17 protein-coding genes and 3 tRNA genes are annotated in these 23,051 nt (G+C 44.7%); 17 read left to right on the top strand and 3 right to left on the bottom strand.

Annotation, left to right across the window (positions count from 1 at the left end):
* Positions 1–65 precede the first annotated feature (65 nt).
* The 5 genes from AKG39_RS08705 to AKG39_RS08685 all read left to right on the top strand — a co-directional run bounded on the left by AKG39_RS08705 (position 66) and on the right by AKG39_RS08685 (position 4,467).
* Positions 66–2,429: a cation-translocating P-type ATPase gene (locus tag AKG39_RS08705; protein ID WP_050740001.1), complete on the top strand. Its 2,364-nt coding sequence runs from the start codon at positions 66–68 to the stop codon at positions 2,427–2,429.
* A 313-nt stretch (positions 2,430–2,742) separates the two neighbouring features.
* A tRNA-Pro gene (locus AKG39_RS08700) sits at positions 2,743–2,819 on the top strand.
* 31 nt (positions 2,820–2,850) lie between these two features.
* Positions 2,851–2,927, top strand: a tRNA-Ile gene (locus tag AKG39_RS08695).
* A 39-nt stretch (positions 2,928–2,966) separates the two neighbouring features.
* A tRNA-Phe gene (locus AKG39_RS08690) sits at positions 2,967–3,042 on the top strand.
* Between the two features lie 132 nt (positions 3,043–3,174).
* Positions 3,175–4,467 (top strand): amidase domain-containing protein, encoded by a 1,293-nt coding sequence (locus AKG39_RS08685; protein ID WP_050740000.1) that lies wholly within the window; start codon positions 3,175–3,177, stop codon positions 4,465–4,467.
* Here the strand turns inward: AKG39_RS08685 and AKG39_RS08680 are convergent, their stop codons facing one another.
* Complete coding sequence (locus AKG39_RS08680; protein WP_050739999.1) at positions 4,468–5,790, bottom strand: ATP-binding protein; 1,323 nt, start codon at positions 5,788–5,790, stop codon at positions 4,468–4,470.
* Between the two features lie 142 nt (positions 5,791–5,932).
* Between AKG39_RS08680 and AKG39_RS08675 the strand changes: the two genes are divergently transcribed.
* Complete coding sequence (locus AKG39_RS08675) at positions 5,933–7,333, top strand: M23 family metallopeptidase (protein WP_050739998.1); 1,401 nt, start codon at positions 5,933–5,935, stop codon at positions 7,331–7,333.
* On the opposite strand, the gene AKG39_RS19745 is transcribed toward AKG39_RS08675, so the two are convergent.
* Complete coding sequence (locus AKG39_RS19745; protein WP_126981222.1) at positions 7,311–7,559, bottom strand: hypothetical protein; 249 nt, start codon at positions 7,557–7,559, stop codon at positions 7,311–7,313. The genes AKG39_RS08675 and AKG39_RS19745 overlap by 23 nt on opposite strands.
* Positions 7,560–7,739: 180 nt before the next feature.
* Between AKG39_RS19745 and AKG39_RS08670 the strand changes: the two genes are divergently transcribed.
* Together AKG39_RS08670 and AKG39_RS08665 are read left to right on the top strand one after the other, a co-directional pair.
* A complete protein-coding gene (locus AKG39_RS08670) occupies positions 7,740–8,297 on the top strand; it encodes a hypothetical protein (RefSeq protein WP_050739997.1) in 558 nt (185 codons plus the stop codon).
* Entirely contained in the window at positions 8,297–8,977 is a 681-nt protein-coding gene (locus AKG39_RS08665) for a regulatory protein RecX (protein WP_050739996.1), read from the top strand. Before AKG39_RS08670 ends, AKG39_RS08665 begins: the two co-directional genes overlap by 1 nt.
* A gap of 275 nt (positions 8,978–9,252) precedes the next feature.
* On the opposite strand, the gene AKG39_RS08660 is transcribed toward AKG39_RS08665, so the two are convergent.
* Positions 9,253–10,101 (bottom strand): pyridoxamine kinase, encoded by an 849-nt coding sequence (locus tag AKG39_RS08660; protein WP_050739995.1) that lies wholly within the window; start codon positions 10,099–10,101, stop codon positions 9,253–9,255.
* A 104-nt stretch (positions 10,102–10,205) separates the two neighbouring features.
* On the opposite strand from AKG39_RS08660, the gene pdxR reads away from it, so the two are divergent.
* From pdxR to AKG39_RS08615, 9 genes are all read left to right on the top strand, one after another.
* Positions 10,206–11,603, top strand: a complete 1,398-nt coding sequence (pdxR, locus tag AKG39_RS08655; RefSeq protein ID WP_050739994.1) for a MocR-like pyridoxine biosynthesis transcription factor PdxR — start codon at positions 10,206–10,208, stop codon at positions 11,601–11,603.
* 123 nt (positions 11,604–11,726) lie between these two features.
* A complete protein-coding gene (locus tag AKG39_RS08650) occupies positions 11,727–14,195 on the top strand; it encodes a U32 family peptidase (RefSeq protein ID WP_050739993.1) in 2,469 nt (822 codons plus the stop codon).
* Positions 14,196–14,198: 3 nt separating this feature from the next.
* A complete protein-coding gene (locus AKG39_RS08645; protein WP_050739992.1) occupies positions 14,199–16,568 on the top strand; it encodes an endonuclease MutS2 in 2,370 nt (789 codons plus the stop codon).
* 24 nt (positions 16,569–16,592) lie between these two features.
* The gene (dcd, locus tag AKG39_RS08640) at positions 16,593–17,126 is read left to right on the top strand and encodes a dCTP deaminase (RefSeq protein WP_050739991.1); all 534 of its coding nucleotides are present in this window, start codon (positions 16,593–16,595) and stop codon (positions 17,124–17,126) included.
* A 44-nt stretch (positions 17,127–17,170) separates the two neighbouring features.
* Positions 17,171–18,337 (top strand): cysteine desulfurase family protein, encoded by a 1,167-nt coding sequence (locus tag AKG39_RS08635; protein ID WP_050739990.1) that lies wholly within the window; start codon positions 17,171–17,173, stop codon positions 18,335–18,337.
* 19 nt (positions 18,338–18,356) lie between these two features.
* Positions 18,357–19,517, top strand: a complete 1,161-nt coding sequence (gene thiI / locus AKG39_RS08630; protein ID WP_050739989.1) for a tRNA uracil 4-sulfurtransferase ThiI — start codon at positions 18,357–18,359, stop codon at positions 19,515–19,517.
* A 95-nt stretch (positions 19,518–19,612) separates the two neighbouring features.
* A complete protein-coding gene (gene hflX / locus AKG39_RS08625) occupies positions 19,613–21,418 on the top strand; it encodes a GTPase HflX (protein ID WP_050739988.1) in 1,806 nt (601 codons plus the stop codon).
* 3 nt (positions 21,419–21,421) lie between these two features.
* Positions 21,422–22,063: a YigZ family protein gene (locus AKG39_RS08620; RefSeq protein WP_050739987.1), complete on the top strand. Its 642-nt coding sequence runs from the start codon at positions 21,422–21,424 to the stop codon at positions 22,061–22,063.
* A 291-nt stretch (positions 22,064–22,354) separates the two neighbouring features.
* Complete coding sequence (locus tag AKG39_RS08615) at positions 22,355–22,816, top strand: VanZ family protein (RefSeq protein WP_242852581.1); 462 nt, start codon at positions 22,355–22,357, stop codon at positions 22,814–22,816.
* Positions 22,817–23,051: the final 235 nt, after the last annotated feature.

Genomic DNA, 23,051 nt, shown 5'->3' with positions numbered 1-23,051 from the left:
GCTATATGATTATTTAAGATTATGGTGATATAATTCAAAGCAACGAATAGAACTGGAGGGACTCAATGGAAAACAACATCAATCCTGAGTTTGGTTTAACCCAGACACAGGTAGAAGAAAGGGTAGCTGAAGGCAACGTCAATAGTCAACCACAATCTAAAACAAAGACCATTAGTGCGATTGTCAGGGATAACACGCTGACGCTGTTTAATATCCTTAATATTGTTTTGGCGTTGATGGTTATTTTTGTTGAATCCTATCGAAACCTTTTTTTTATAAATATTGTTATTATTAACACCATTATTGGGATTGTCCAGGAAATCAAAGCAAAGAAGACTGTTGATCGGCTTTCTCTGATTTCTCAACCTCATGCCATTGTTTTGCGGGATGGTAATCGACAGAAAATAAATTTCGAGGAAATTGTTCGGGATGATGTGTTGGTTTTAACAACCGGAAGTCAAATCCCGACAGACTCAAAGGTACTAAAAGGCGAAATGGAAGTTAATGAATCTCTGCTCACCGGAGAATCAGAGCCCCTTGTTAAGCAAGAAGGGGCGGCACTGCTGTCGGGAAGCTTTGTGGTTTCTGGGGAAGCTTTTGTTCAAGTGACCCAGGTCGGCATGGATAATTATGCCACGAAACTCGCAGAGGAAGCCCGGTTTATTAAAAAACCAAATTCCGAAATTATGCGGGCCTTAAATTTTATTCTAAAGGTTGTTGGTATTGCTATTGTTCCCATTGGGATTTTGCTTTTGTACCGGCAAATTGTTGTTCAGGGACTGACGGTGGAAGCGGGAGTAGTTGCCACCGTTGGGGCTTTGGTGGGGATGATTCCCGAAGGCTTGGTGCTATTGACAAGTGTGGCTTTGGCGGCCGGGGTTATCCGTCTGGGTCGTCACAACACCCTGGTTCAGGAGCTTTATTGTATTGAAACCCTGGCCCGGGTGGATATGCTGTGTCTCGACAAAACCGGTACGATTACCGAAGGCAATATGGAAGTATTATCACTTGAAATTCTTGACAATGAAAAAACACCGGTTCCCGGATTACGTGCCCTGGTTTATAATCTCAAAGACGACAATGCCACGTTTAAGGCCTTAATCGATTATTTTAAGGGGGAGCCCCCAAAATGGGACTGTGATAAGATTGTACCGTTTTCCTCGGCCAGAAAGTGGAGTGGGGCCAATTTTGGGGAACACGGAACCTATGTGATCGGTGCTCCCGAAAATATCCTGGGCAGTCGCTACTACAGCATTCGGGAAAAGGTGGAAAATTATGCCAGTCAGGGAAACCGGGTATTAATGGTAGGTTATGCGGATGCCCCGTTCAGAGGGGATTACGAATTACCGGATAATATCCAAACCATTGCGCTGCTTCCCATTGGTGATAAGATTCGCCATGAAGCGAAAAAGACCCTGGAATATTTTCGCAATCAGGGTGTGGACATCAAGGTTGTTTCCGGTGATAATCCGGTGACGGTATCCCAGGTGGCTAAACGAGCCGGTCTTTGGGATTCAGATAATTACATTGATGCGTCAATCCTGACCACTGACGAGGAAGTGGCAAATGCAGCTCTGAATTATTCTGTTTTTGGCCGAGTTACCCCAAACCAGAAAAAAGTCCTGATTAAAGCCCTTCAAGCAAAGGGCCATACCGTGGCGATGACCGGTGATGGGGTTAATGACGTGTTGGCGCTGCGGGAAGCTGATTGCAGTATTGCCATGGCAGAAGGAAGCGACGCAGCCCGTCAGGTTTCTCAGCTGGTTTTATTGGATTCGGATTTTGCCAGTCTTACCCAGGTTCTTATGGAAGGCCGCCGGGTGATTAATAACATCAGGCGGGTGGCTTCGCTTTTTCTGGTAAAAACTATTTTTTCATTTATTCTGGCCATAATTGTAATTATTGCCAATGAAGCCTATCCGTTTGTGCCCATCCAGCTTACATTAATCAGTGTCCTGACTATTGGTATACCCGCCTTTTTTCTGGCATTGGAACCCAATAAAAATAGGGTTTCCGGAGATTTTCTGGATTATATTCTAAAGAAGTCTGTACCCGGGGCGCTGACGATTGTGGTTAACATTGTACTGATTCTGAGCCTGGGTAATTTGGGGTCGCTGAACAGCCAGGAAATTTCAACGCTTTCAGTTTTGATCACCGGTTCAACCGGACTAATTATTCTTTTTAGAGTATGTCAGCCAATGGACAGTAAACGTTGGGGATTATTTTTTGCTATGACTGCCGGCTTTCTTTTTTCGGTGCTGTTTTTAGAAAGCTTTTTCTTTCTTTTACCAATAAGTACATTCACCGGCGTGATGTTTGCTATTTTGCTTGTAATTCTTCTGGATATTTATCCGTTAATGAAATTTTTTATTTGGGCAGTGAGTAAATTTGAGATAAGATATCTTGACTGGAAAAAGAGTAAAAAATAGAGCAAAAGATTTCGAGACTGATTATCGGTTTTTCTATGACCTAAATAATCAGTCTCGAAAAAGACTGCTATTGGGATAGTTCCAGGCGTCAGCCAGGGTTTATTCCAGAAAAAACAGGCGATTCTGTCATGTGTGAAAAAAAACGATCCATATTGAAAAAAAGTCTTGCTTTTATGTTTAGATCTGTGCTAAAATAATCAAGTCGCAACGGGGAAGTAACTTAGAAGCAACTTACGGAAATAGCACATCGTAAAAAAGTTTAAAAACCGCTTGACATAAACAACCAGATGTTATATAATAAATCACGTTGTATCGAGGTGTAGCGCAGTTTGGTAGCGCACATGGTTTGGGACCATGGGGCCGGAGGTTCGAATCCTCTCACCTCGACCATTTTTTTAAAAAGCAATTTATAGTAATTTTGGGGCCTTTAGCTCAGTTGGTTAGAGCAACCGGCTCATAACCGGTAGGTCCGGGGTTCGAGCCCCTGAAGGCCCACCATATTTTTTTGGCTCGAATTTAACATAGAACACTCAGGATGCCCAAATAGCTCAGTCGGTAGAGCAGAGGACTGAAAATCCTCGTGTCGGTGGTTCAATTCCGCCTTTGGGCACCACTAAAGAATGCAACAGCGAAAGCTGTTTTTTTTATGCCTTTTTTGCTTTTTTTGTATTCGTCAGTTTATCGTCACAAAAAAAACACATAATAAAGATATACTGTCTGCACAGATACACGAAAGGCAGAAATAATGAAAAGAAGAAAATTCAGATTAAAAAAGAAATTTAGAAATGCCGTGATTGGCATGGTAGTGATTTTTGTGACCGTCATGGGGGTGGCATGTGTAAACGCCGCGTCAAATCCATTGGGGTTATTTAATAGTGATACAGAAAAAGAAGAGGTAGAAGGAGCCGATAAAAATAGGGAAATCATTGTGCGCAGCGGAGAGGAAGATGTTAATGATGCGATGATGGCGCCCATTATTGAATATTTTGAAGTGAGCTTTAACGCGTTGGCAGATTTAAAGTCCACAGACATTACCGGTTTATTTGCAGACAGTACCGATGAAAACGCGCAGATCAACCAAGGTGCACTGGATTATCTGATTGGTTTGAGATTAAGCCAAAGCAATGATCTGCACATCAATAATTACTTATGTGGTTTATCCATTACGGATGTAAGCAATGACGACGGATTAATTGAGGTAACATTGGAAGAGGATCATACATTGAATTTTGCATTTACCAAAGAGGTGGATTCTTCAAGCAGTGGGATTGAGCACAGCTTTTTTCTGGAAGAAACCTCTGCTGGTTATGTTATTGTCGCGCATACAAAGGAAGAAGACATTTTTTTATTAATCGAAGAGGCGGCGGACTACTATGGCTATTCCCCGTCCATGATCAGTGAGCTCTTATCCGAAGCAGCTCCGATGGTTATGGAACTTGCCGGCGAGAAAGAAACATTTAATGAGATCGAAGCGGATCTGGTGGCATCTTTTGCGGATAACCCATATATTGCTGCGGATGCGGTTGACTATGCCATGACCTGGGTTGATTCGGTGGACGTCATTCGCAATGAGGACGAATTTGGGGTTTATGATGGCTATGGGGGTAATTGCAACAATTATATTTCGCAGTGTTTAAATGCCGGCGGAATACCAATGGATTATTTGGGAGATTATGACACTCAATGGAAATGGTATGGTGATACGGTTAATGAGGATGAGGATGCTTATGGCCGGAGTCCGTCCTGGGCCGGGGTTGAGGAATTTTATACCTATGCCAGCGAAAACACCGGTTACGGACTTGAAGCAGTGGTTGGCGACAATGTATACAGCGGCACTGTCGGGGATATTCTTCAGTATGCGAATAATGGGGAGTGGGTCCATTCGGTGATTATTACCCAGGTGGTAAAGGATGACCAGGAAAATGTACTCGATTATCTCATTAATTCCAATACCACTGACCGAATTAATTATCCGGCCAGTGCTTATGGATATGCAGAATTACGGTTAATAAAAATTATGGGTTGGAATGAAGAATAATTATTGGGTTAATTCCAACCGTTTTTGTTCACTTAACAAATAAAGAACCAGTTGTTCCGCCGTTCGGCCTGAGGTATTGATATGGCGGCGTTCCCACATAATGGCCCGGGACTCAAGTTCGGTTGAATCCATGGTTAATCCGGCTGATTTGGCCAATTCATGGACAATTGACAGGTATTCCTGTTGATTGGGAGTGGAAAAAGTGAGCATTAACCCAAACCGGCTGCTCAGAGAGAGCTTTTCTTCTAAAACTTCCCGGGCATTGACGGCGTCTTCTCGCTCGCTGAAACGTTCCTCAACCAAATGACGCCGGTTTGAGGTGGCATATACCCGAACATTAACGGGATTTCGTTCAAGGGAACCTTCGAGAACACCTTTTAGAATTTTATAATCCTGATCCTTGGTTTCAAAGGTAAGGTCATCAATAAAAAGAATAAAGGCATAGGGACGATGTCCGATTTTTTTAAATAAAAGAGGGATCAGTGAAAGCTGGTCTCTTTTTATTTCGATGATTTTTAAGCGGGTATTTTCAAAGGAATGAAGCAGCGCCCGAACCATCGAGGATTTTCCGGTGCCCATGCTGCCCTGAAGCAAAACATTAAGGCCCTGGTTATAATCGATTAATGCCTGGGTATTATTAATGATTTCCGTTTTTTGAAGTTGATACCCAACCAAATCATCCATAGTTTGGGTATTTGTTTTAGTAATGGGAATAAGCCGGCTCTCTTTATTAATCCTAAAGGAAGCATTGCCTAAAAAAATGCCCAAACCATTTTCATGAATTAATTGGGCCAGAATACTGAGAAATTCATCCGGATCATTATTATGGATTGCTGCTGCCAACGGTGTAACCTGGGCGCCTAATGACGAAACTTCTTTTAAAAAGATATTCTCGGTATCCAGTGAATAGTTGTCCAAAAAGTCGTCCCACTGAAAGTTTATCATTTGCAACAAAATTGTAACATCATGTAACATGCTGCTATGAAAGTGATGAGCCTCGGTCAACGATTGGGATTCACATAAGAGAGTGAGTGCATTTTCATCACTAAAAATGTTTTTAAGCAACAAAAACTCCCAGAGTGATTTCCCCACAGGGTGTTTCGGCAGGGGCTGATCGGGTTCCATAAAGCGTTCAATGACCATTGATTTCAGGTGGTAATAGGATTCAATTAGCTCTGAAGATGGCTTATTACCAACGGATTTCTCGGATTCCATTAAAACATTGATAAAGCTTTTGATTAAAGGAGTGTTGTTTATTTCCTGAAAAAAAACAAGCTTTAACGGGGTGGTACTGGAAAAATGTGTGATTGTAAGTCGATTCATTTGTCACCGTCCTGTAAGTAATTGGTTCTATAAAAGTATAACATAGGATTGAACTTTCTTAGAAAAAAACAATAAAAAACTTGTAAAAATAAAATTGATATGGTATTATTTTTGTAAATAAATTGTAACAAGGAGGAGTGACATGGATCGAATCCAAGTATATTTTGATAAAATTAAAGAGGGGCTGAAAAGGTCCCGATTTAATGAAGAAACAGGAAAAGGTGATCATCCCACTGGGAAAAATCATAAGTCGTTTAAAATGCGAAGCTCTGCGATAATCGTTGGTGCATTTTTCGTTTTGGCAGGAGCAGGGGTCGTGGATGCCCAAACAAGAGCTTATCAAATTACATATAAAGGAAGCCATATTGGCTATGTGACAGACCCTGAGGTTTTTAAAGAAGCTTTAAGCTGTGTTGATCAAGACAAAGAAGATAATAAGGTTGTTGCGGATGAAAGCGATTATGAAATACGCCCCGGAAGAGCCGCTAGGCGCATGAGTGTTGACGAAGTTGCTGAGGTTATTGAAAAAACAGAGGTTGCGAATCAGAAGAATAAATCGGAAGATGAAAACAATCAGGCTTTAACCATTGCAACAAAAGTTACTCAGGTAACAAAGGAAGCATTGGCAGTGGAAGAAACGACTGTAGTTGAGGCTGCAGAGGTTGTCGGAGAAACACCAATAGATAAGGTAGCACCGGTTGTTGCAGAAACTCCTATTGCTGAAGCGGCACCAATAGTGGAAGACACACCGGTTATTGAAACAGTGCCGGTAGTTGAAGAAACACTGCTTGCTGAAGCTGTACCGGTAGTTGAAGAAACACCGATTGTTGAAACGGCGCCGGTTACTGAAGAACCAGCGGTTGTTGAAGCGGCACCGGTTATTGAAGAAACCCCGGTAGTTGAAGCAGCACCGGTTATTGAAGAAACACCGGTAGTTGAAGCAGCACCGATAGTTGAAACAGTACCGGCAGACGAGGCAGTTCCGATAGCGGAAATAGCTGCGGCTGTTGAAGAAGTGGCAGTAGTGGAAGAAACCCCGATTGTCACCGAAGTAGCATCGGAAGTAGAAATGCCTTCAGTGGAAGTAGCTCTTCCGGAAGTTGTTTTAGAACTACCACCGGTTGCAGAAACACCGGTCGCTCAATTTCAATTACCGGCCAGTGGTTGTGTTGGTGAAATCCTGCGAACTTACAGCAGTGGATATTACAGTAATCATTCCAATGGTGCAGCCGTGGATATTTTAAACAGTGCCGGAACCCCGGTTTATGCTGCGGCATCAGGAACGGTAACCATGGCAGGTGTATACGGCGGTTACGGAAACTGTGTCGTCATTGATCACGGTAATGGACTATCAACCCTTTATGGGCATTTTAGCAGTCTTAATGTTATTGCGGGCCAGACAGTGAATCAGGGCGAGCAGATTGGATGTATGGGTTCTACAGGCTCGTCAACCGCAAATCATGTTCACTTCGAAATCAGAGTGGAAGGTGTTGCACAACCCATTCAAAATTATATCAATGTCAATACCGGAGATCAGGTATAAATTTCTGAGGTTGTCGATAAACCCGTCCTGGGGACAATGGTAAATCGTTGTCGGCTGCATGATCGGACAGGCAAGCCTGTTCGCCATGATGCCGACAACTGATGTTACGATTATCCCCAGGACTTACTTTTGCTTTATGAACAGTAAGGTTGTCGATAAACCCGTCCTGGGGACAATGGTAAATCGTTGTCGGCTGCATGATCGGACAGGCAAGCCTGTTCGTCATGATGCCGACAACTGATGTTACGATTGTCTCCGGGACTTACTTTTTGCTTTGCGAACAGTCCAGGTGTCTCTTATGAGGCATTTTTTTTATGAAATCTTTAAAAAATTCTTGCTGTGAAATAATAAATATGGTAGTATTGTTGTAAACATAATGTAACGAATAATAACAAGAGGTAAATAAATGGACGTAAATGTAAAGCTGGAACGGGAAAAACGAAAAAATAGGCGACGACGAAAAAGAATACGAACCACAGCGGCGGCGATTACTTTTTTACTGATTTTAACTACTATCGGTGCGGTACACGCTCAATCACAGGGGTATGAAGTGTTTTATGAAGGCGAAAGTCTGGGTTATGTTCGAACGACGGATGTTTTTAACGCTGCGGTTGAACGGATTGAAGATAATCTGGGTGAGAGTTATAATAATGACGAGATTGTTCTTGGTGGCGGATTTGAACTTGTCCCTGCCCGGGTTGAAAATCCGATGGATTTTGAAACCTGGATCGCGGTTTTAAATAAAAAGGGCATTGCGCTATATGCTAATGGGGCGATGATTATCATCGGGGATCAGGAAATGGGCGCGGTTGCATCGACCCAGGAAGCCTTGCGTCTGGTTGAAACCTATGAAAAGCTCTATCCTAATGGAAATCCCATTCGGTATGTTGAAACAAAGCTTCCATTGTCGGAAACAAAAGACTTTGGAACCATCCTAACCAGTATAAAAGGAATGAAAAAATAATGAAAACGAATCAAACCCAGAAAGCCATGGATATGGCAGTCAAATATTTATCGTTTAAGGCCCGAACTGAAAATGAAATGGTGGTTTACCTTAAGAAAAAGAACATGGATGATGCAACCATTGATCATGTAATGGCAAAGCTTAAAGAATATCGCTATTTGGACGATCAGGCTTATTTTAAAAATTATATCGAATATAATCGTCAGGTCACCCATTATGGGACCCGACGCATACACCAGGACTTGGGTCGACGGGGCATCAGCGATGAACTGCTTTTGAACCTTGAAGATCTTTTCCCCAGGGAAGAGGAGTATGTTTGTGCCGAAGCCGTGGCCCAAAAAGGTCTTAAGACTCTTAAGGGGCAAACCGTTCAGCAGAAACGCAAGAAACTCTATGATCGCATGAGTCGGATGGGATTTCCCTCGGATATGATTTTAGAGATCACCCGCAACCTGGAACTGGAAGAAGCACCAGTCGAATTATCCAAGGATGAGATGGCCATTGAAGAGCAAAAACAAATGGATAAGCTCAACCGGGATTATGAGAAATATTTAAGAACTCATAAAAATAAGGGTTATAAAGGAAAAGACCTGGAGTATCGGATATCCAAAAGCCTGATGGGTCGGGGCTATCCCTATGAAGTCATAAAGAATAAATTGGCGGAAATGCGGGAAGAATAGATTAAAAAAACGTTTGATAATTAACCCATGTGAGGTGATTATCAAACGTTTTTTTTGTTTTGGTGGGGGTGATTCGCCAGGGACAGGGGTGTGTTTAAGCATACGTTTAATTGTTGCCTAAACGTTGCGGGCGGGTAATACCCGCCCCTTGTAGAGCCGGACAGAATATTGGGCTACAAGGGGCGATTATTAATCGCCCGTGACCCCGGGTCATAAATCAACGTTACGGGTAAACACCCAACGCATTTGAATCGCCCAGAGGGTTTATTTTTGGATTAAAGGCCTAAACGTTTAATCAGGTAGGGGATGGCGCGTTCGAAACAGACGCCGTATCTTTTTTCCTGGTCCAGTTCCACGGTTTTGAGAATGCATTCATGGGCGTAATCAACAGCAATCTGGGCCGCTTCCGCAAGGGGAAAATCGCTTAGCAAGGCGGATAACAGGGTGCTGCCAAAAATATCCCCGGTGCCATGGAAAAACCCCTGGATGTGATCATTAAAAACATAGTGAATTTCTCCAGTCTTTGAATCATAGGTTGCGGCCCCGAGCTGGTTTGCTTCGAAGGAAATGCCGGTGAGCACAACTTTTGGGGATCCCAGCTTCGACAGTCGTTTTAAAAGGCCTTCAATATAGTCTCTATCGTAGCCTTCGGCAATGTAGGGCTCGTCCAGCAGAAAGGCCGCCTCGGTGAGGTTGGGAACGATGATGTCGGCTTTGGCGCAGAGCTTGGTCATGCCCCTGGCCATCTCCGGGGAATAAACCGAGTACAGTTCGCCGTTGTCCGCCATAACCGGATCCACCAGGATGAGATTATCCTTGGTGCGAAAGGTATCAAACAGTTCGGCGACTAAATCGATTTGTTCGAATGATCCTAAAAAACCGCTGTATATGGCATCAAAGCTGTGGTTAAGGGACTGCCAGTGGTCTGAAATCGGACGGATATCGTCGGTTAAATCACGATAAGTGAAGTTTTCAAAACCGCCGGTATGGGTTGATAAAACCGCGGTTGGCAAAACACTGGTATCGAAACCGGCGGCTGAAATTATGGGTAAAGCAACTGTTAATGAGCATCGGCCCACACAGGAAATATCATGAATGGCAACCACTCGTTTTTGTTTTTGCATATTAATGTCTCCTTGATTTTTATATCTATTTATTATATGATAAAACTGAACCTATTGAAAGCATCAGTTTTCAATAGTATATCAGGGTCAGAAAAGGAGCGCAGATGATTACCATCCATTTTAAAAATCAGGGCCAATCCCTTTACGAAGAAATATATGAATTTATAAAGAATGAAATACGGTCGGGACATTTGAAGTTTAATGAAAAACTGCCTTCCAAAAGGAGTCTGGCCGCAAATTTGTCGGTGAGTGTGAATACCGTCGATTCGGCCTATGGACAACTGGTTGCCGAGGGTTATCTGGAAGCCGTTCCCAAGAAGGGTTTTTTTGTCTGTGAGATTGATCCTTATCTCCACGGGGACGAGCTTCACCCGGTGGACATTGAATCTCTGCAAGTCAACGAGGATGAAAAAATTAAAATTGATTTTTCCCCGAATGCCATTGACAGCAATCTTTTTCCCTACGATATTTTTAGAAAAATATTTAAGTCCACCTTTAATGAATATGATCCGAACCTTTTAAAAAGACCGGATATCCAGGGGGATCTGGGGCTGAGAAAAGCCCTGGTTAAGCTTTTATACCATTCACGGGGGGTGACCTGTTCGGAAGATCAGATCGTGATTGGGGCGGGTACGGATAATCTGCTCCAGATCCTGGGGTTGATCTGGGGCCGGGACAAGCGCTTCGTTTTTGAAAATCCGGTTTATCTGAAGGCTTATACCATTGTGGAAAACATGGGAAATCAGGTTATTCCGGTGGACATCGATAAAAAAGGGATCCGCATCGAACCCATGGAAGCACTGTCGAACATTGCCATTTATGTGACGCCGTCTCACCAGTTTCCGTTGGGCATGAGCATGCCCATTGATCGCCGGATCAAGCTGCTTAATTTTTCAAACCAGGGGGAAGGGGCTTATATCATCGAAGATGATTATGACAGTGAGTTTCGCTACAACGAAAAACCGCTGCCATCGCTGCAAAGCATTGACAAAAATGGGAAGGTGATTTACATGGGGACTTTTTCAAAATCAATTGCCCCATCCATGAGAATCAGTTATATGGTGCTGCCGAAACCCCTGCTGAAGCTGTATCTGGAAATATCTGACGAGATCAGCTCCCCGGTATCCAGTCTTGAACAGAAGATGATTGCCGAGTTTATAGTCAGTGGGTCGTTTGAAAAACACATCAATAAAATGCGCAAAGTCTATAAGGAAAAAAGAATGTTTTTGATGGATGCCCTTAATCAATTGGAAGATAAGGTGAGAGTTACCGGTGAAAATGCCGGACATCACCTGTTGGTTCAATTGAAAACAGGCATGTCCGAAGCATTGATGTGTGCCAGTGCCCTGGCATTAGGGGTTAAGGTTTATCCCATTTCACCCTATTTTATCAATACGGTTCCTAAAAAATACACCAGTATGGTACTGTTGGGATACGGTTCACTCTCCAATGATGAAATCGATGAGGGAATTGCTTTGCTGAAAAAGGCCTGGGGACTGTAGAGATCATCTCTTAACCGCTTTTGTTTTTAATTGGTTAAAGTTATGGTATAATAATTTATTAGCATAGAAATAGTCAGTGCCAGCACTGAATGTTATATCGAAAATATAGAATAAGAGGTTACAATGAATATAAAACCAGAGATACTTGCACCTGCCGGAACCATGGAATCCATTATTGCCGCCATTAACGGAGGGGCAGATGCGGTTTATTTTGGGGGGAAATCCTTTAATGCCCGTCGCAATGCCGGGAATATGACAAAAGAAGAAATAACCGCAGCGGTGGCCATGTGCCATAGCCACAATGTGAAGGTTTATGTTACCCTGAACATTCTCATCAAAAACAGTGAAATGCCGGAACTGGTCGACACCCTGAATTTCTTAAAAGGACTTAATGTGGATGGCTTGATCGTCCAGGATATGGGCGTTATTTATTTAATTCGCAAATATTTTCCAGAGTTCAAGCTGCAAACCAGTACCCAGGCCTCGGTTTATGGACTGGAAGGGGTGTTGTTTTTTGAAAACATGGGCTTTTCAAGGGTCGTATTGCCCCGTGAAATGCCGTTAACTGAAGTCGCCCGGATCAAAAAACAAACAGCAGTTGAACTGAAAATATTCTGTCATGGCGCCTTGTGTTACGCCTATTCCGGTCAGTGTCTGCTCAGCAGCATGATTGGCGGACGCAGCGGCAACCGTGGACTGTGTGCCCAGCCATGCCGAAAAACCTATGAGCTTTTAGATGATGCCGGAAATTTTTACGGTTCCGGTTATCTGTTAAGCCCCAAGGATTTAAATACTCTGGATGACGTGGAAGCCATTGTGGCATCCGGGGTGGACTCCTTAAAAATTGAAGGCCGGATGAAAACACCGGAATATGTTTATGGGATTACCCGGGCTTATCGTGAAAAGGTCGATTTGGCCTGCGGCGAAGCGGTGACTGAAACCATTGATAAACAGGCGGTGATGCAGCTGTTTAACCGGGATTTTTCACGGGGACATCTGTTTGATGAAGCGAATATTTTAAATACTAAGATTGGCAAAAACAAAGGCACGTTGATCGGCAAGGTTATCGCCATGCCGGAGTCCGGCTATGTGGGCAAACATCGCGAATACAAACATCTGCCGATTGCTCTGAATGAAGGCGCCAGTCTGTCATTGGGAGACGGTTTATCCTTTGGCGCAGATGCCGCCATTGGCACCAAGGTCGATGCGATTTTTACCCTGGATGGCAAACGGCTGGAAAAAGGCCCGGTTGGAAAACAGGTGACCATTCCCTGTCGTCACGGGATTCGACCGGGTACTCTGGTGTATAAAAATTCCGATAAAGTATTACTGGATCGGTTAAAAGACGAAGGCTCAAAATCGGTGGCCTTGCCGGACCTGGCTGTTGATTATCAGGTTACCATCAAGGCGCTGAAACCGGTGGAAATTACGGCGGCTGCCCAGGGCATTGAAGCCCGTTATGTTTCGGACTTTATTCCCGAGGCACCGCTGAAAAACCCCTTGGATGAAGCTATGGTTAAAGAACAGCTGGCTCGCTTAGGGGGCACTGATTTTGTTCTCGGCGAAATTCACATCGATTTGGACCCGGACCTGTTTTTAACCCGGGGGCAGATAAACTCCCTGCGTAAAGCGGTGATTCAGGGTCTGGAAGAAAAGCTGGCAGCCAAAGACAAGAGCGATCCGGTCGCACCGACGATGGTGCCGCTGGCCAAAGAATTACAAGGAGACCGGAAGGCGCAAATTGATAAAAAGCGGTTATCTGTTGAATTCACCGAAATGCCGACTACCGAATTTCTAGCGGAATTAAAGGATCTGGGAGTGGACGAGGTGGTGCTGCCATTAAATGTCCTGCATCCTCTTGAAATGCCGGCCTTTGCCAAGAGTCTCGGTTTTCAGGTACTGCTGGCCACCCCGAAAATTATCGATGAGGCGGCCGCCGCGAAGATTCGCGCCCTGATGGATGAGGGGATCTTTCATGCAAAAGCCATTAATGGGCTGCTGATTGGCAACTATGAAGCTTTGAATATTTTACAATATCAGGATATTGTGCTGGAAGCGGATCAGTCCTTTAACATCTTTAATACCTTAGCCACCAAGGCTTTACAGCAATGGGGAGCAACCTCCGGAGTTTTATCACCGGAGCTCGATGGTGAGGAGCTCAAGCTATTGTCGGAAAATTCGGCCATTAAAGCGGTACTGCCGGTTTACGGTGCCCAGGAATTAATGGTCAGTAAAAAATGTATTTTCAACTGCCAGGACTGCCCCGAGAAAAAAGAAGGCAGTACCGGGCTCTGTCATAAAAAGATGAGTGCCAATTTAGTGGATGAGCGACGCCAGTCCTTTCCGGTGCGACGGGATGCCCAGGGCATCATTCATATTTATAATGGTGATACCCTGTTTTTACGGGAAGAGCTTTTAACCATGCCGGGAATCGAAACCTGGCGGATTTACCATCGCAACGAAAGTCTGGATTTGATAAAAACCGTGATTGGCTTTTACAGTCAGGAAATTTACAAAGAAAATTGGGGTCTTCCCGAGGGGCTTGGCACCGACGGAACGACCCGGGGAAGTTTTAAACGAGGAGTGAACTAATACATGGATCAACGAAGTCTGAAGGTCTTGGAATATCATAAAATTTTAAAAAGTTTGCGGGAGCGCTGTGTGACCCAGGGTGGCAAGGAAATGGCCGGGGAGCTGGTGCCGCTGGAAACAAAATCATCGGTGAATCGGGCCCTTGATTTTACGGATGAAAGTCTGGGGATGATTCTGCGCAACGGCCGGCCGCCCTTATCCGAGGTACCGAACACCAGCGATTATGTGAAGCGGGCGTCAATCGGATCGATGCTTTCCATGAAGGAACTGCTTTCGGTGGGAACGCTGTTGCGGATTACCCGGGATATGCTGAACTATTTTCATGCCGATACCCAAAAGAACGAATTGAATTTACTCAAAGAGCTTTTTTTGGTGCTGCGAACCTGTGAGGAACTGGAAAAGGAAATCACCCGTAAGATTATCGGACCCGAAGAAATGGCGGATAATGCGTCCCGGGATCTTTCCCGGATTCGCCGGGAAATGCAGTTTAAAAATAACCGCATCAGTGAAAAACTCAATCATATGATCAGCTCGATTTCTTTTGATAAGTATCTCCAGGAGAAAATTGTGACCATCCGCAACAGCCGTTATGTCATTCCGGTGAAACAGGAGTATCGCAGCCAGGTGCCGGGAATTGTGCTGGATAAATCCGCCAGTGGGGCAACCCTGTTCATTGAGCCCATGGCGGTGGTTGAACTGAACAATGACATCAAGATTCTGGTGGCTGAAGAGGAACAGGAGATTGTCCGCATCCTCAAGGATTTATCCCAGAAGGTGGCGGATAACCGTGATGATATCATCGGGAATTACGATATTCTGGTGGAACTGGATTTTCAGTTTGCCAAGGGAAAATACGGCCTGGATATTAATGGGGTGAAAACCAATATCAGTGATGACGGCGGTATTCGTCTGTTACGGGCGAAGCATCCGCTTATTCCCGCTGATCAGGTGGTAGCCTCGGATATTATTTTTGACGAGGGCATTGACACCATGGTCATTACTGGCCCGAATACCGGTGGAAAGACAGTTTCCCTTAAAACCATGGGGCTTTTAAACCTGATGATTCAGTCGGGGATTTTTGTGCCGGTTCGGGAAGGCAGTCAAACCCGGATTTTCACCAATATCTTTGCGGATATTGGCGATGAGCAAAGCATTGAACAGAGTCTCAGTACCTTTTCCTCCCATATGACCAATATTGTAGAAATTATGCGGTCGGCTGATGAAAACAGTCTGGTGTTATTTGATGAACTGGGTGCCGGTACGGATCCCACCGAAGGGGCGGCGCTGGCTATTTCCATTCTCGGTGCCCTGCATAAACGCAGGGTCACCAGTGTCTCCACCACCCATTACAGCGAGCTTAAGGAATTTGCCCTGGTAACCCCTGGGGTGGTCAATGCCAGTGTGGAATTCGATGTAAGCACCCTGCGGCCCACCTATCGTCTGCTCATCGGGGTGCCGGGAAAATCCAATGCCTTTGAAATTGCCAAACGACTGGGTTTAGGGGATGACATCATTGAAAACTCCCGGGAACTGATTAAAAATGAGGTTATTCGCTTTGAGGAAACCCTGATTAAAATTGATGAAAAACGCCGCCGCACCGAGGCCGAGCATGATGCCATCATCCGGCTTAAACAGCAGACCGAGGCCATGAAGCTGGATATGGACAAGGAACGGGAACGTTTTGTTCTGGAAAAGGAAGCCCTGATTCGCAAGGCGCAGGAAGAGGCCTTGGATATTGTTCAGACAACCCGTGAGGAAACCGAGGAAATCTACAAGGAAATCCGCACCATCCAGGAAACCCTGACCAGCGGCATCAAGGACAATAAAGAACTTGAGGCCATTCGCAAGCGAATTAAGGATAAAGAAAAAAATATTTACAATTTCGGGAATATTCCCAAGGATTACAAACATCATGCCCTGGATATTGATGAATTGAGCATTGGTATGAAGGTTTATGTCAACAGCCTGCGCCGTGAAGGGGTGGTGCTGCAGATCTTAACCCATGAAAACAAAGCCATGGTGCAATCGGACATGATTAAGCTGAAAGTGGATGTGGGAGATCTCACCCCGTCCACAGCCCTGGCGAAACCCGAGGAAACCAAGATTACCTTTAAGAAAATCGACCGCCACGTGATGAACACCAAATTGGATCTGCGCGGCAAAAACGGCGAGGAATCTTTGTTCCTGGTCGAAAAAATGCTCGGGGATGCCATGCTTTCCGGAAACAAACAGATTATGATCGTCCACGGCAAAGGCACCGGCAAGCTCCGCCAGATCATTCATGAATACCTTAAGGGCAATCCCCTGATCGAGGATTTCCGACTGGGCGCCATGAACGAAGGCGGCTCCGGCGTAACCATCGTCAATTTATAAAATTAAGAAAATTTTGGAGGAACAATGATATTATCGGATAAGACCATTTATAAATATTTGGAAAGCGGGGAACTGGTCATTGACCCAATGGAAAAAGGCCAGGTGCAGCCGGCATCGGTGGATATCCGATTGGGTTCGAGCTTTTTGAAGCTGGACGAAAACAGTTTTGAGGCCATGACCCTGACAGATGAAATTAAGTATATTTCAATAGAGGCTAATGAAATCATCATTCCATCGAATTCCTTTTTATTGGCCACCACCATGGAATACATCAAGCTGCCCTGTAACCTTACTGCCTTTGTGGAAGGTCGCAGCTCGATTGGCCGGATGGGCTTATTTATTCAGAATGCGGGATGGGTAGATCCTGGCTTTGAAGGGGAAATTACCCTTGAATTGTACAATGCCAATCGTCTGCCCATTAAGCTTGAAACCGGTCGACGGATTTGTCAATTGGTATTTGCTCAAATGGACTGCGAAGCACTGAATCCCTACCAGGGGAAGTATCAGGGCCAGCGGTCGGCTGTAGGCAGCCGTATTTTCCTGGATGAAGAAATATAAACAGGTGCATTGAAAAATTTAGCATCAGTGAGTGAAGGAATTAAATGAAAGAAATTTATTTAGATAACGCAGCCACGACCAAAGTGGATCCCCGGGTAGTTGCAAAAATGGTGGATGCCTTTACCAACAATTATGGCAATCCCTCGTCTTTGCATCGTTTGGGAATCCAGGCGGAGCTGGCTGTTAAAGAGGTCCGGGAAAGCATTGCAGCAACCTTGAATTGCGAAAGCCAGGAGATTTATTTTACTTCCGGCGGTACCGAAGGCAATAACATGATTATTCAGGGAATTGTTGAAAATAAACAGCGAAAGCGGATGCGGATCATTACCACCGGTATTGAACATCCCTCGGTCCTCGATGTTTTTACGTTTTACGAAAGTCATCAGGTCGATGTAGTGGTACTGGGTGTTGATGCCCAGGGACACATCGATTTAGACGAGCTTAAAGCCGCAATGGATGCGGATACCATCCTGGTCAGCGTCATGGGAGTCAACAATGAGTTGGGGACCATCCAGGATCTGAAGGCTATTGGCAAGATTATCAAAGACGCCAATCCCAAGTGTATTTTTCACACCGATTATGTCCAGGGCTACATGAAAATCCCATTGGATATTGGGGCCTGTCAGTTGGACGCGTTAACCTTGTGCGGACATAAATTTTTTGGCCCCAAAGGTGTCGGGGCGGTGTATATTAAAAAAGGCACAGCCATTAAACCGCTGCTGCGCGGCGGCGGTCAGGAAAAAAATATGCGGTCCGGCACCGAGAATGTTCCCGGAATTATTGGGCTGGGTGAGGCCATTGCGCTGCGCCGGAACACCTATATTGATGACATTGAAGTCATTATGGGCCTAAGGGATCGTTTTATTAATGAACTGGCATCAGTGGTTGAGGATTTCAAGGTCAATGGTGATCCCAACGGGAGTCCCTATATCCTCAATCTTTCCTTTAGCCGTATTCGGGGCGAGGTATTGCTCCATAGTTTGGAATATCAGGGCATTTATGTGTCCACAGGTTCGGCCTGTTCTTCGCATAAAAAGGAAAAACAGTATGTGCTCAAGGCCATTGGATTATTGGGCGATTATAAAGAAGGTACCATTCGGATTAGTTTTTCAAAGGACGTTACCCCAGAAGATGTGGATGACGCAGTGGTTGCCATTGCCAATGCAGTGGCCAGCCTACGACTTTTAGTGAAAGCCCGGGGCCGAAAATAATTTACAGGAGAAAACATAGATGGAACATGTTATTTTAGTACGATACGGTGAGATTGCTCTGAAGGGGTTGAATCGAAATTACTTTATCGACTTACTTGCAAAGAATATTAGAAATACCCTTGGCTGTGTGCCATCCGCCAAGGTGAAAAAGATTCAGGGACGGATTATTGTTAACCTGGAAGAGTCGGATGTGGAGCTGGGCATGAGTCGAATCCAAAAGGTTTTTGGGATTGTATCGGTCAGCCATGCGGTTGTGATTGCCAGTGATATTGATGTTATTGAAGAAAATGCCATTCAGCGGGTTCGTGAGGCTAAGGATATTAAAACCTTTAAAATCACCGCCAAACGGGGGGATAAAACATTCCCCATTAAATCTCCGGATTTATGCGCCCGTTTGGGTGAAAAAATCCTTGCGGCGGTTGATGGCATCACCGTGGATCTGCATCATCCGGATTTAAATCTCTGGATTGAGGTGCGCGAACAAACCTATATGTATCATGAATTCCTGCCCTGCAACGGCGGTCTGCCGGTGGGCTGCAGCGGCAAGGGTGCGCTGCTTCTTTCCGGCGGCATTGACAGCCCGGTGGCCGGCTATATGATGGCCAAACGGGGAGTGGAAGTTATCGCCGTTTATTTCCACAGCTTCCCGTTCACCAGCGACCGCGCCAAACAAAAGGTGGTGGATCTGGCCAAAATAATGAGCCAGTACTGCGGAAAAATCAAGCTGTATGTAGTGCCTTTCACCGAGGTGCAAACCAAGATTGTGGAATTGTGTCCGGATAAGCAGACCACCATTATCATGCGCCGTTATATGATGCGGATTGCCGAAACCATTGCTAAAAACGAAGGGGCTAAAGCTCTGATCACCGGGGAAAGCCTGGGTCAGGTGGCCAGCCAGACCATGGAAGGTCTGGGCGCCACCAATGCGGTAGCGGAACTGCCGGTTTTCAGGCCTTTGATTGGTTTTGATAAATCGGAAATTGTAAAAATTGCCCAGGATATCGGCACCTTTGAAACGTCGATTTTACCCTACGAGGATTGCTGTACTATTTTTGTGCCCAAACATCCGGAAACCAAGCCGAAGATTTCAGAAATGAAACGATCCGAAGAGGTTATATCCGAAATGATGGTAGGGATGATGGCCACGGCGGTGGAAAATGCCGAGGTTATTAAGCTGTAACGAAACACAAGGTCAAGCAAAAACCAGGCGCGATTATTGCCTGGTTTTTGTGGTATAATGGAGTTATTAAATAGTTAAAGATAGAGGAAAAAATAATGGCAGATAACAGTAAAAGTGGCATTCGCCAAACTTATATTAATGAACTCGACGATTTAGTCGGGTATGAAATGGAAAATCAGTTGCTTCTGGATGAACATGTCCTGGAAATTCTAAAACGTCTGACGCTGGCGATCCAGCGGGAAATACTGATTGCAACTAATGATAAAAACCGGGTCCAGTGGGTGACTATCGGCGATGCGTCGACGGTGGCCATCGGCGACAAGGACATGCTGTATCATGAAAAATGTCTGAATAAGTACCGGGTGATCCATACCCATCCCGGGGGAAATCCCAATTTATCCGAAGAAGATTTTTCAGCGGCAAAAAATCAGGGGCTGCAATGTATGGTGACCGTTGGGGTGGCAGAAGGTATGGCTACAAGCTTCGGTATTGGGGTGCCGGTGATTGAAGAGGAAACCATGGTCTACGGCCAGGCTTTGTTTAAAAATCTGAAAGAGCTCAACGCCTTTCCGCTGGAGTATTACATCCTTCAGGCCAATCGCTTTATTAAAAATGACCCCAATACCATTTTCGATGTTGAGGATACCGAAGAACGGGCGCTGTTGCTGGGCATCGAACTTCAGGTGAATCAGGGTGTAGACTTGGCGGACTCGATGGAAGAATTGGCCCAGCTGGTTAAAACCGCCGGGGGCAAGGTGATGGAACGGGTTACCCAGGCCCGGGGTCAGATCGATTCCACCTTTTATGTGGGAAAAGGCAAGATTCAGGAGCTGACCAAGCTGATCCAGAACAAGGATGTGAATCTGATTGTGGCCAATGATGAGCTGAATTCCAAGCAGATTGCCAATATTGAAGCGGTGACCGGCACTAAAACCGTTGATCGGACCACTATTATTCTGGATATTTTTGCCCGGCAGTCAAAAACCCGGGAAGGGAAGCTCCAGGTCGAGCTGGCCCAGCAAAAATACCGGATGAGTCACCTTAAGGGGCTGGGAATTGTCATGTCCCGGACCGGTGGGGGGATCGGGACCCGGGGGCCGGGTGAGAAAAAGCTGGAAACGGACCGCCGGCTGATCCGAAAACAGATCGAAGATCTTGAAGCCCGCAATGAACGGATCAATAAAAGCAATACCCTAAATGCCCTGCAGCGGCAGAAAAACAATATCCAGACCGTGAGTCTCATCGGCTACACCAACTCTGGGAAAAGTACCCTGTTCAATGTGCTGACCCAAAGCGAAGCGGTAACTAAAGATGGGCTTTTTGTAACTCTTGATTCAACCCTGCGGAAAATCGGGCCGGAACAGGGCGACTATCTGGTGTCGGATACGGTCGGATTTATTGAAAAGCTTCCTCATGATCTGATTAAGGCCTTTAAAACAACCCTTAAAGAAGTGGAAACCGCAGATGTACTGTTGCATGTGGTGGATGTGTCAAACCATAACTATGAGGCCCAGATTGATGTGGTCAATCAGGTGCTTGCGGATATTGGGGTTGGACATAAAATAGTAATTATGGTTTATAATAAAATTGATAAGCTGCCGGAGAATCAACGCGAGGAGCTGATCGCCAAGAATCAGTCCGCGGTTGAGGAACACAGTCTTTATATTTCGGCCAAGGAAGGTCTTCAGATTGATCTTTTGCTGGAAGTCATCCAAAAGGTCCTACGGGGCGAAAAACGGCAGATTAAGCTGTTAATCCCTTATGATGACAACAAGGCGCTGGCGGCTCTCCATGAGAAAAAAGTCGTGCTGGGGATTGAGTATGAAGGAGACGGAAATCTGGTGACCATCGAGATTACCGATGAGTTCCCCATACATTTGTTTGAAAAATACGTGGTTTAGGCCGTGGATGATTATAAAACTGTCCTAATTGCCAATGAAACAGAAAGTGAAGTTAAAAAATCCCGTTTTATCGGCATGGTATTTCATGTGGAAGATGAAACGGCGGTGGAAGGTATTTTAACTGAGGTTCGCAAAAAGCATTACAAAGCCACCCATGTTTGCTGGGCTTATGTGCTCAATGCTTCGCCGAAACGTCAAAAGGCCAGTGATGACGGCGAGCCCTCGGGTACCGCCGGAAAACCAATTCTTGATGTCATCAACCACCGGGAACTGAGGGATGTTCTGGTGGTGGTGATTCGTTATTTTGGCGGGGTGAAGTTGGGAACCGGCGGTCTGATCCGGGCTTACGGCGGCGCCGCCGGCGATGTGCTCAATCAGAGCCGGATCATTAAGAAACAATTTTCAGATCAATTAGAAATTATGGTCAGTTATTCCGGTTACGGCAATCTGATGAGTGGTTTATCCGAAAAAGAGATCATGGCGGTCCACGAAGATTTTGGCGAAAATGTCACTCTGTCCTTTTTCATCCCGGTGGCTGAAACCCCGGCATTTTTAGCCTGGGTTTTAGATCAAACCAATGCCAACAGCGAAGTGACCATGGGCGAACAGGCCTACGTTGATGTGGCAGAATCGTTAGATAAATAACAAACGAGCGAAACCCTTTACAAAAGCCACAAAGTTGGTTATAATTGCGTTAGTAAAAATTAATACTGAGTTTTAAGTTAGTGTGGATACAATAATGTATTTTAATTTAAGACAGAGAATAAAAATATCGGAAGGCTTTCTTTCGGTATTTTTTCTTGTGTTATTTACGATAAATCTAAAATTTTGTGGCTTTTTAAAGGTTGATTGGTTATAATAACAGAGTTTTCGTATCTTCGCGACAATCAATTGAGAAAGGAACACTATATGATAAAAAGCAACCGTGTACGGTTTTTGATAAAACTTATTTTTATAGCTTATCTGGTATGTTTATTTATGGTCACACTTCTGCCGGATGCAAGTAACATTACCTATGAAACAACTTTTAACCTCAGTCCCATTACTAGCATTGATGACTTTGCCTATGATATTATGCATAATGGTATTATTAACTGGGAATTTCTGGCAACGAAACCGACTGATTTCGTGGAACTTTTTACGTATACCTTCACCGATTCCTTTAAAAATTTGATTGGGAATATCATCATTTTTATTCCCCTGGGGCTTTTATATCCTTTATGTCGGAAAAAGAAAATTGGCTTTGTTGAGGCGCTGATTGTGATCCTCGGTTCGACGGTAGCCATCGAGCTGATCCAGTTTTTATTTTTGACCAGCCGCCGGGCGGATGTGGATGATATTATCCTGAATTTCATCGGCGGACTGATCGGATTTCTGATTTACAAGTGGTTAAAATAATGCAATATAAGTAATTACGAAACTATCGTGAGCTTCGCTGCCAGCTTACACGAAACAATTTCTACACTGCACGGCGGACAGTCTGTCGACTGTTCGCCTGCACGTTACTAAATTGTTTGTGAAAACTGACATCAAAGCAAGTAACGATCGTGTTTTAAATTACCTGCAATAGTCGGGTTAATAGATATATGGAGATTATGGGAAAAGGTGTCATAAAAAGAATATCGAAAAAATA

Origin of the sequence: Acetobacterium bakii, assembly GCF_001263355.1 — a bacterium.
Classification (GTDB): domain Bacteria; phylum Bacillota; class Clostridia; order Eubacteriales; family Eubacteriaceae; genus Acetobacterium; species Acetobacterium bakii.
Note: the sequence above shows the minus strand (reverse complement) of the source record. Positions and strands in the feature narration are given on the sequence as shown.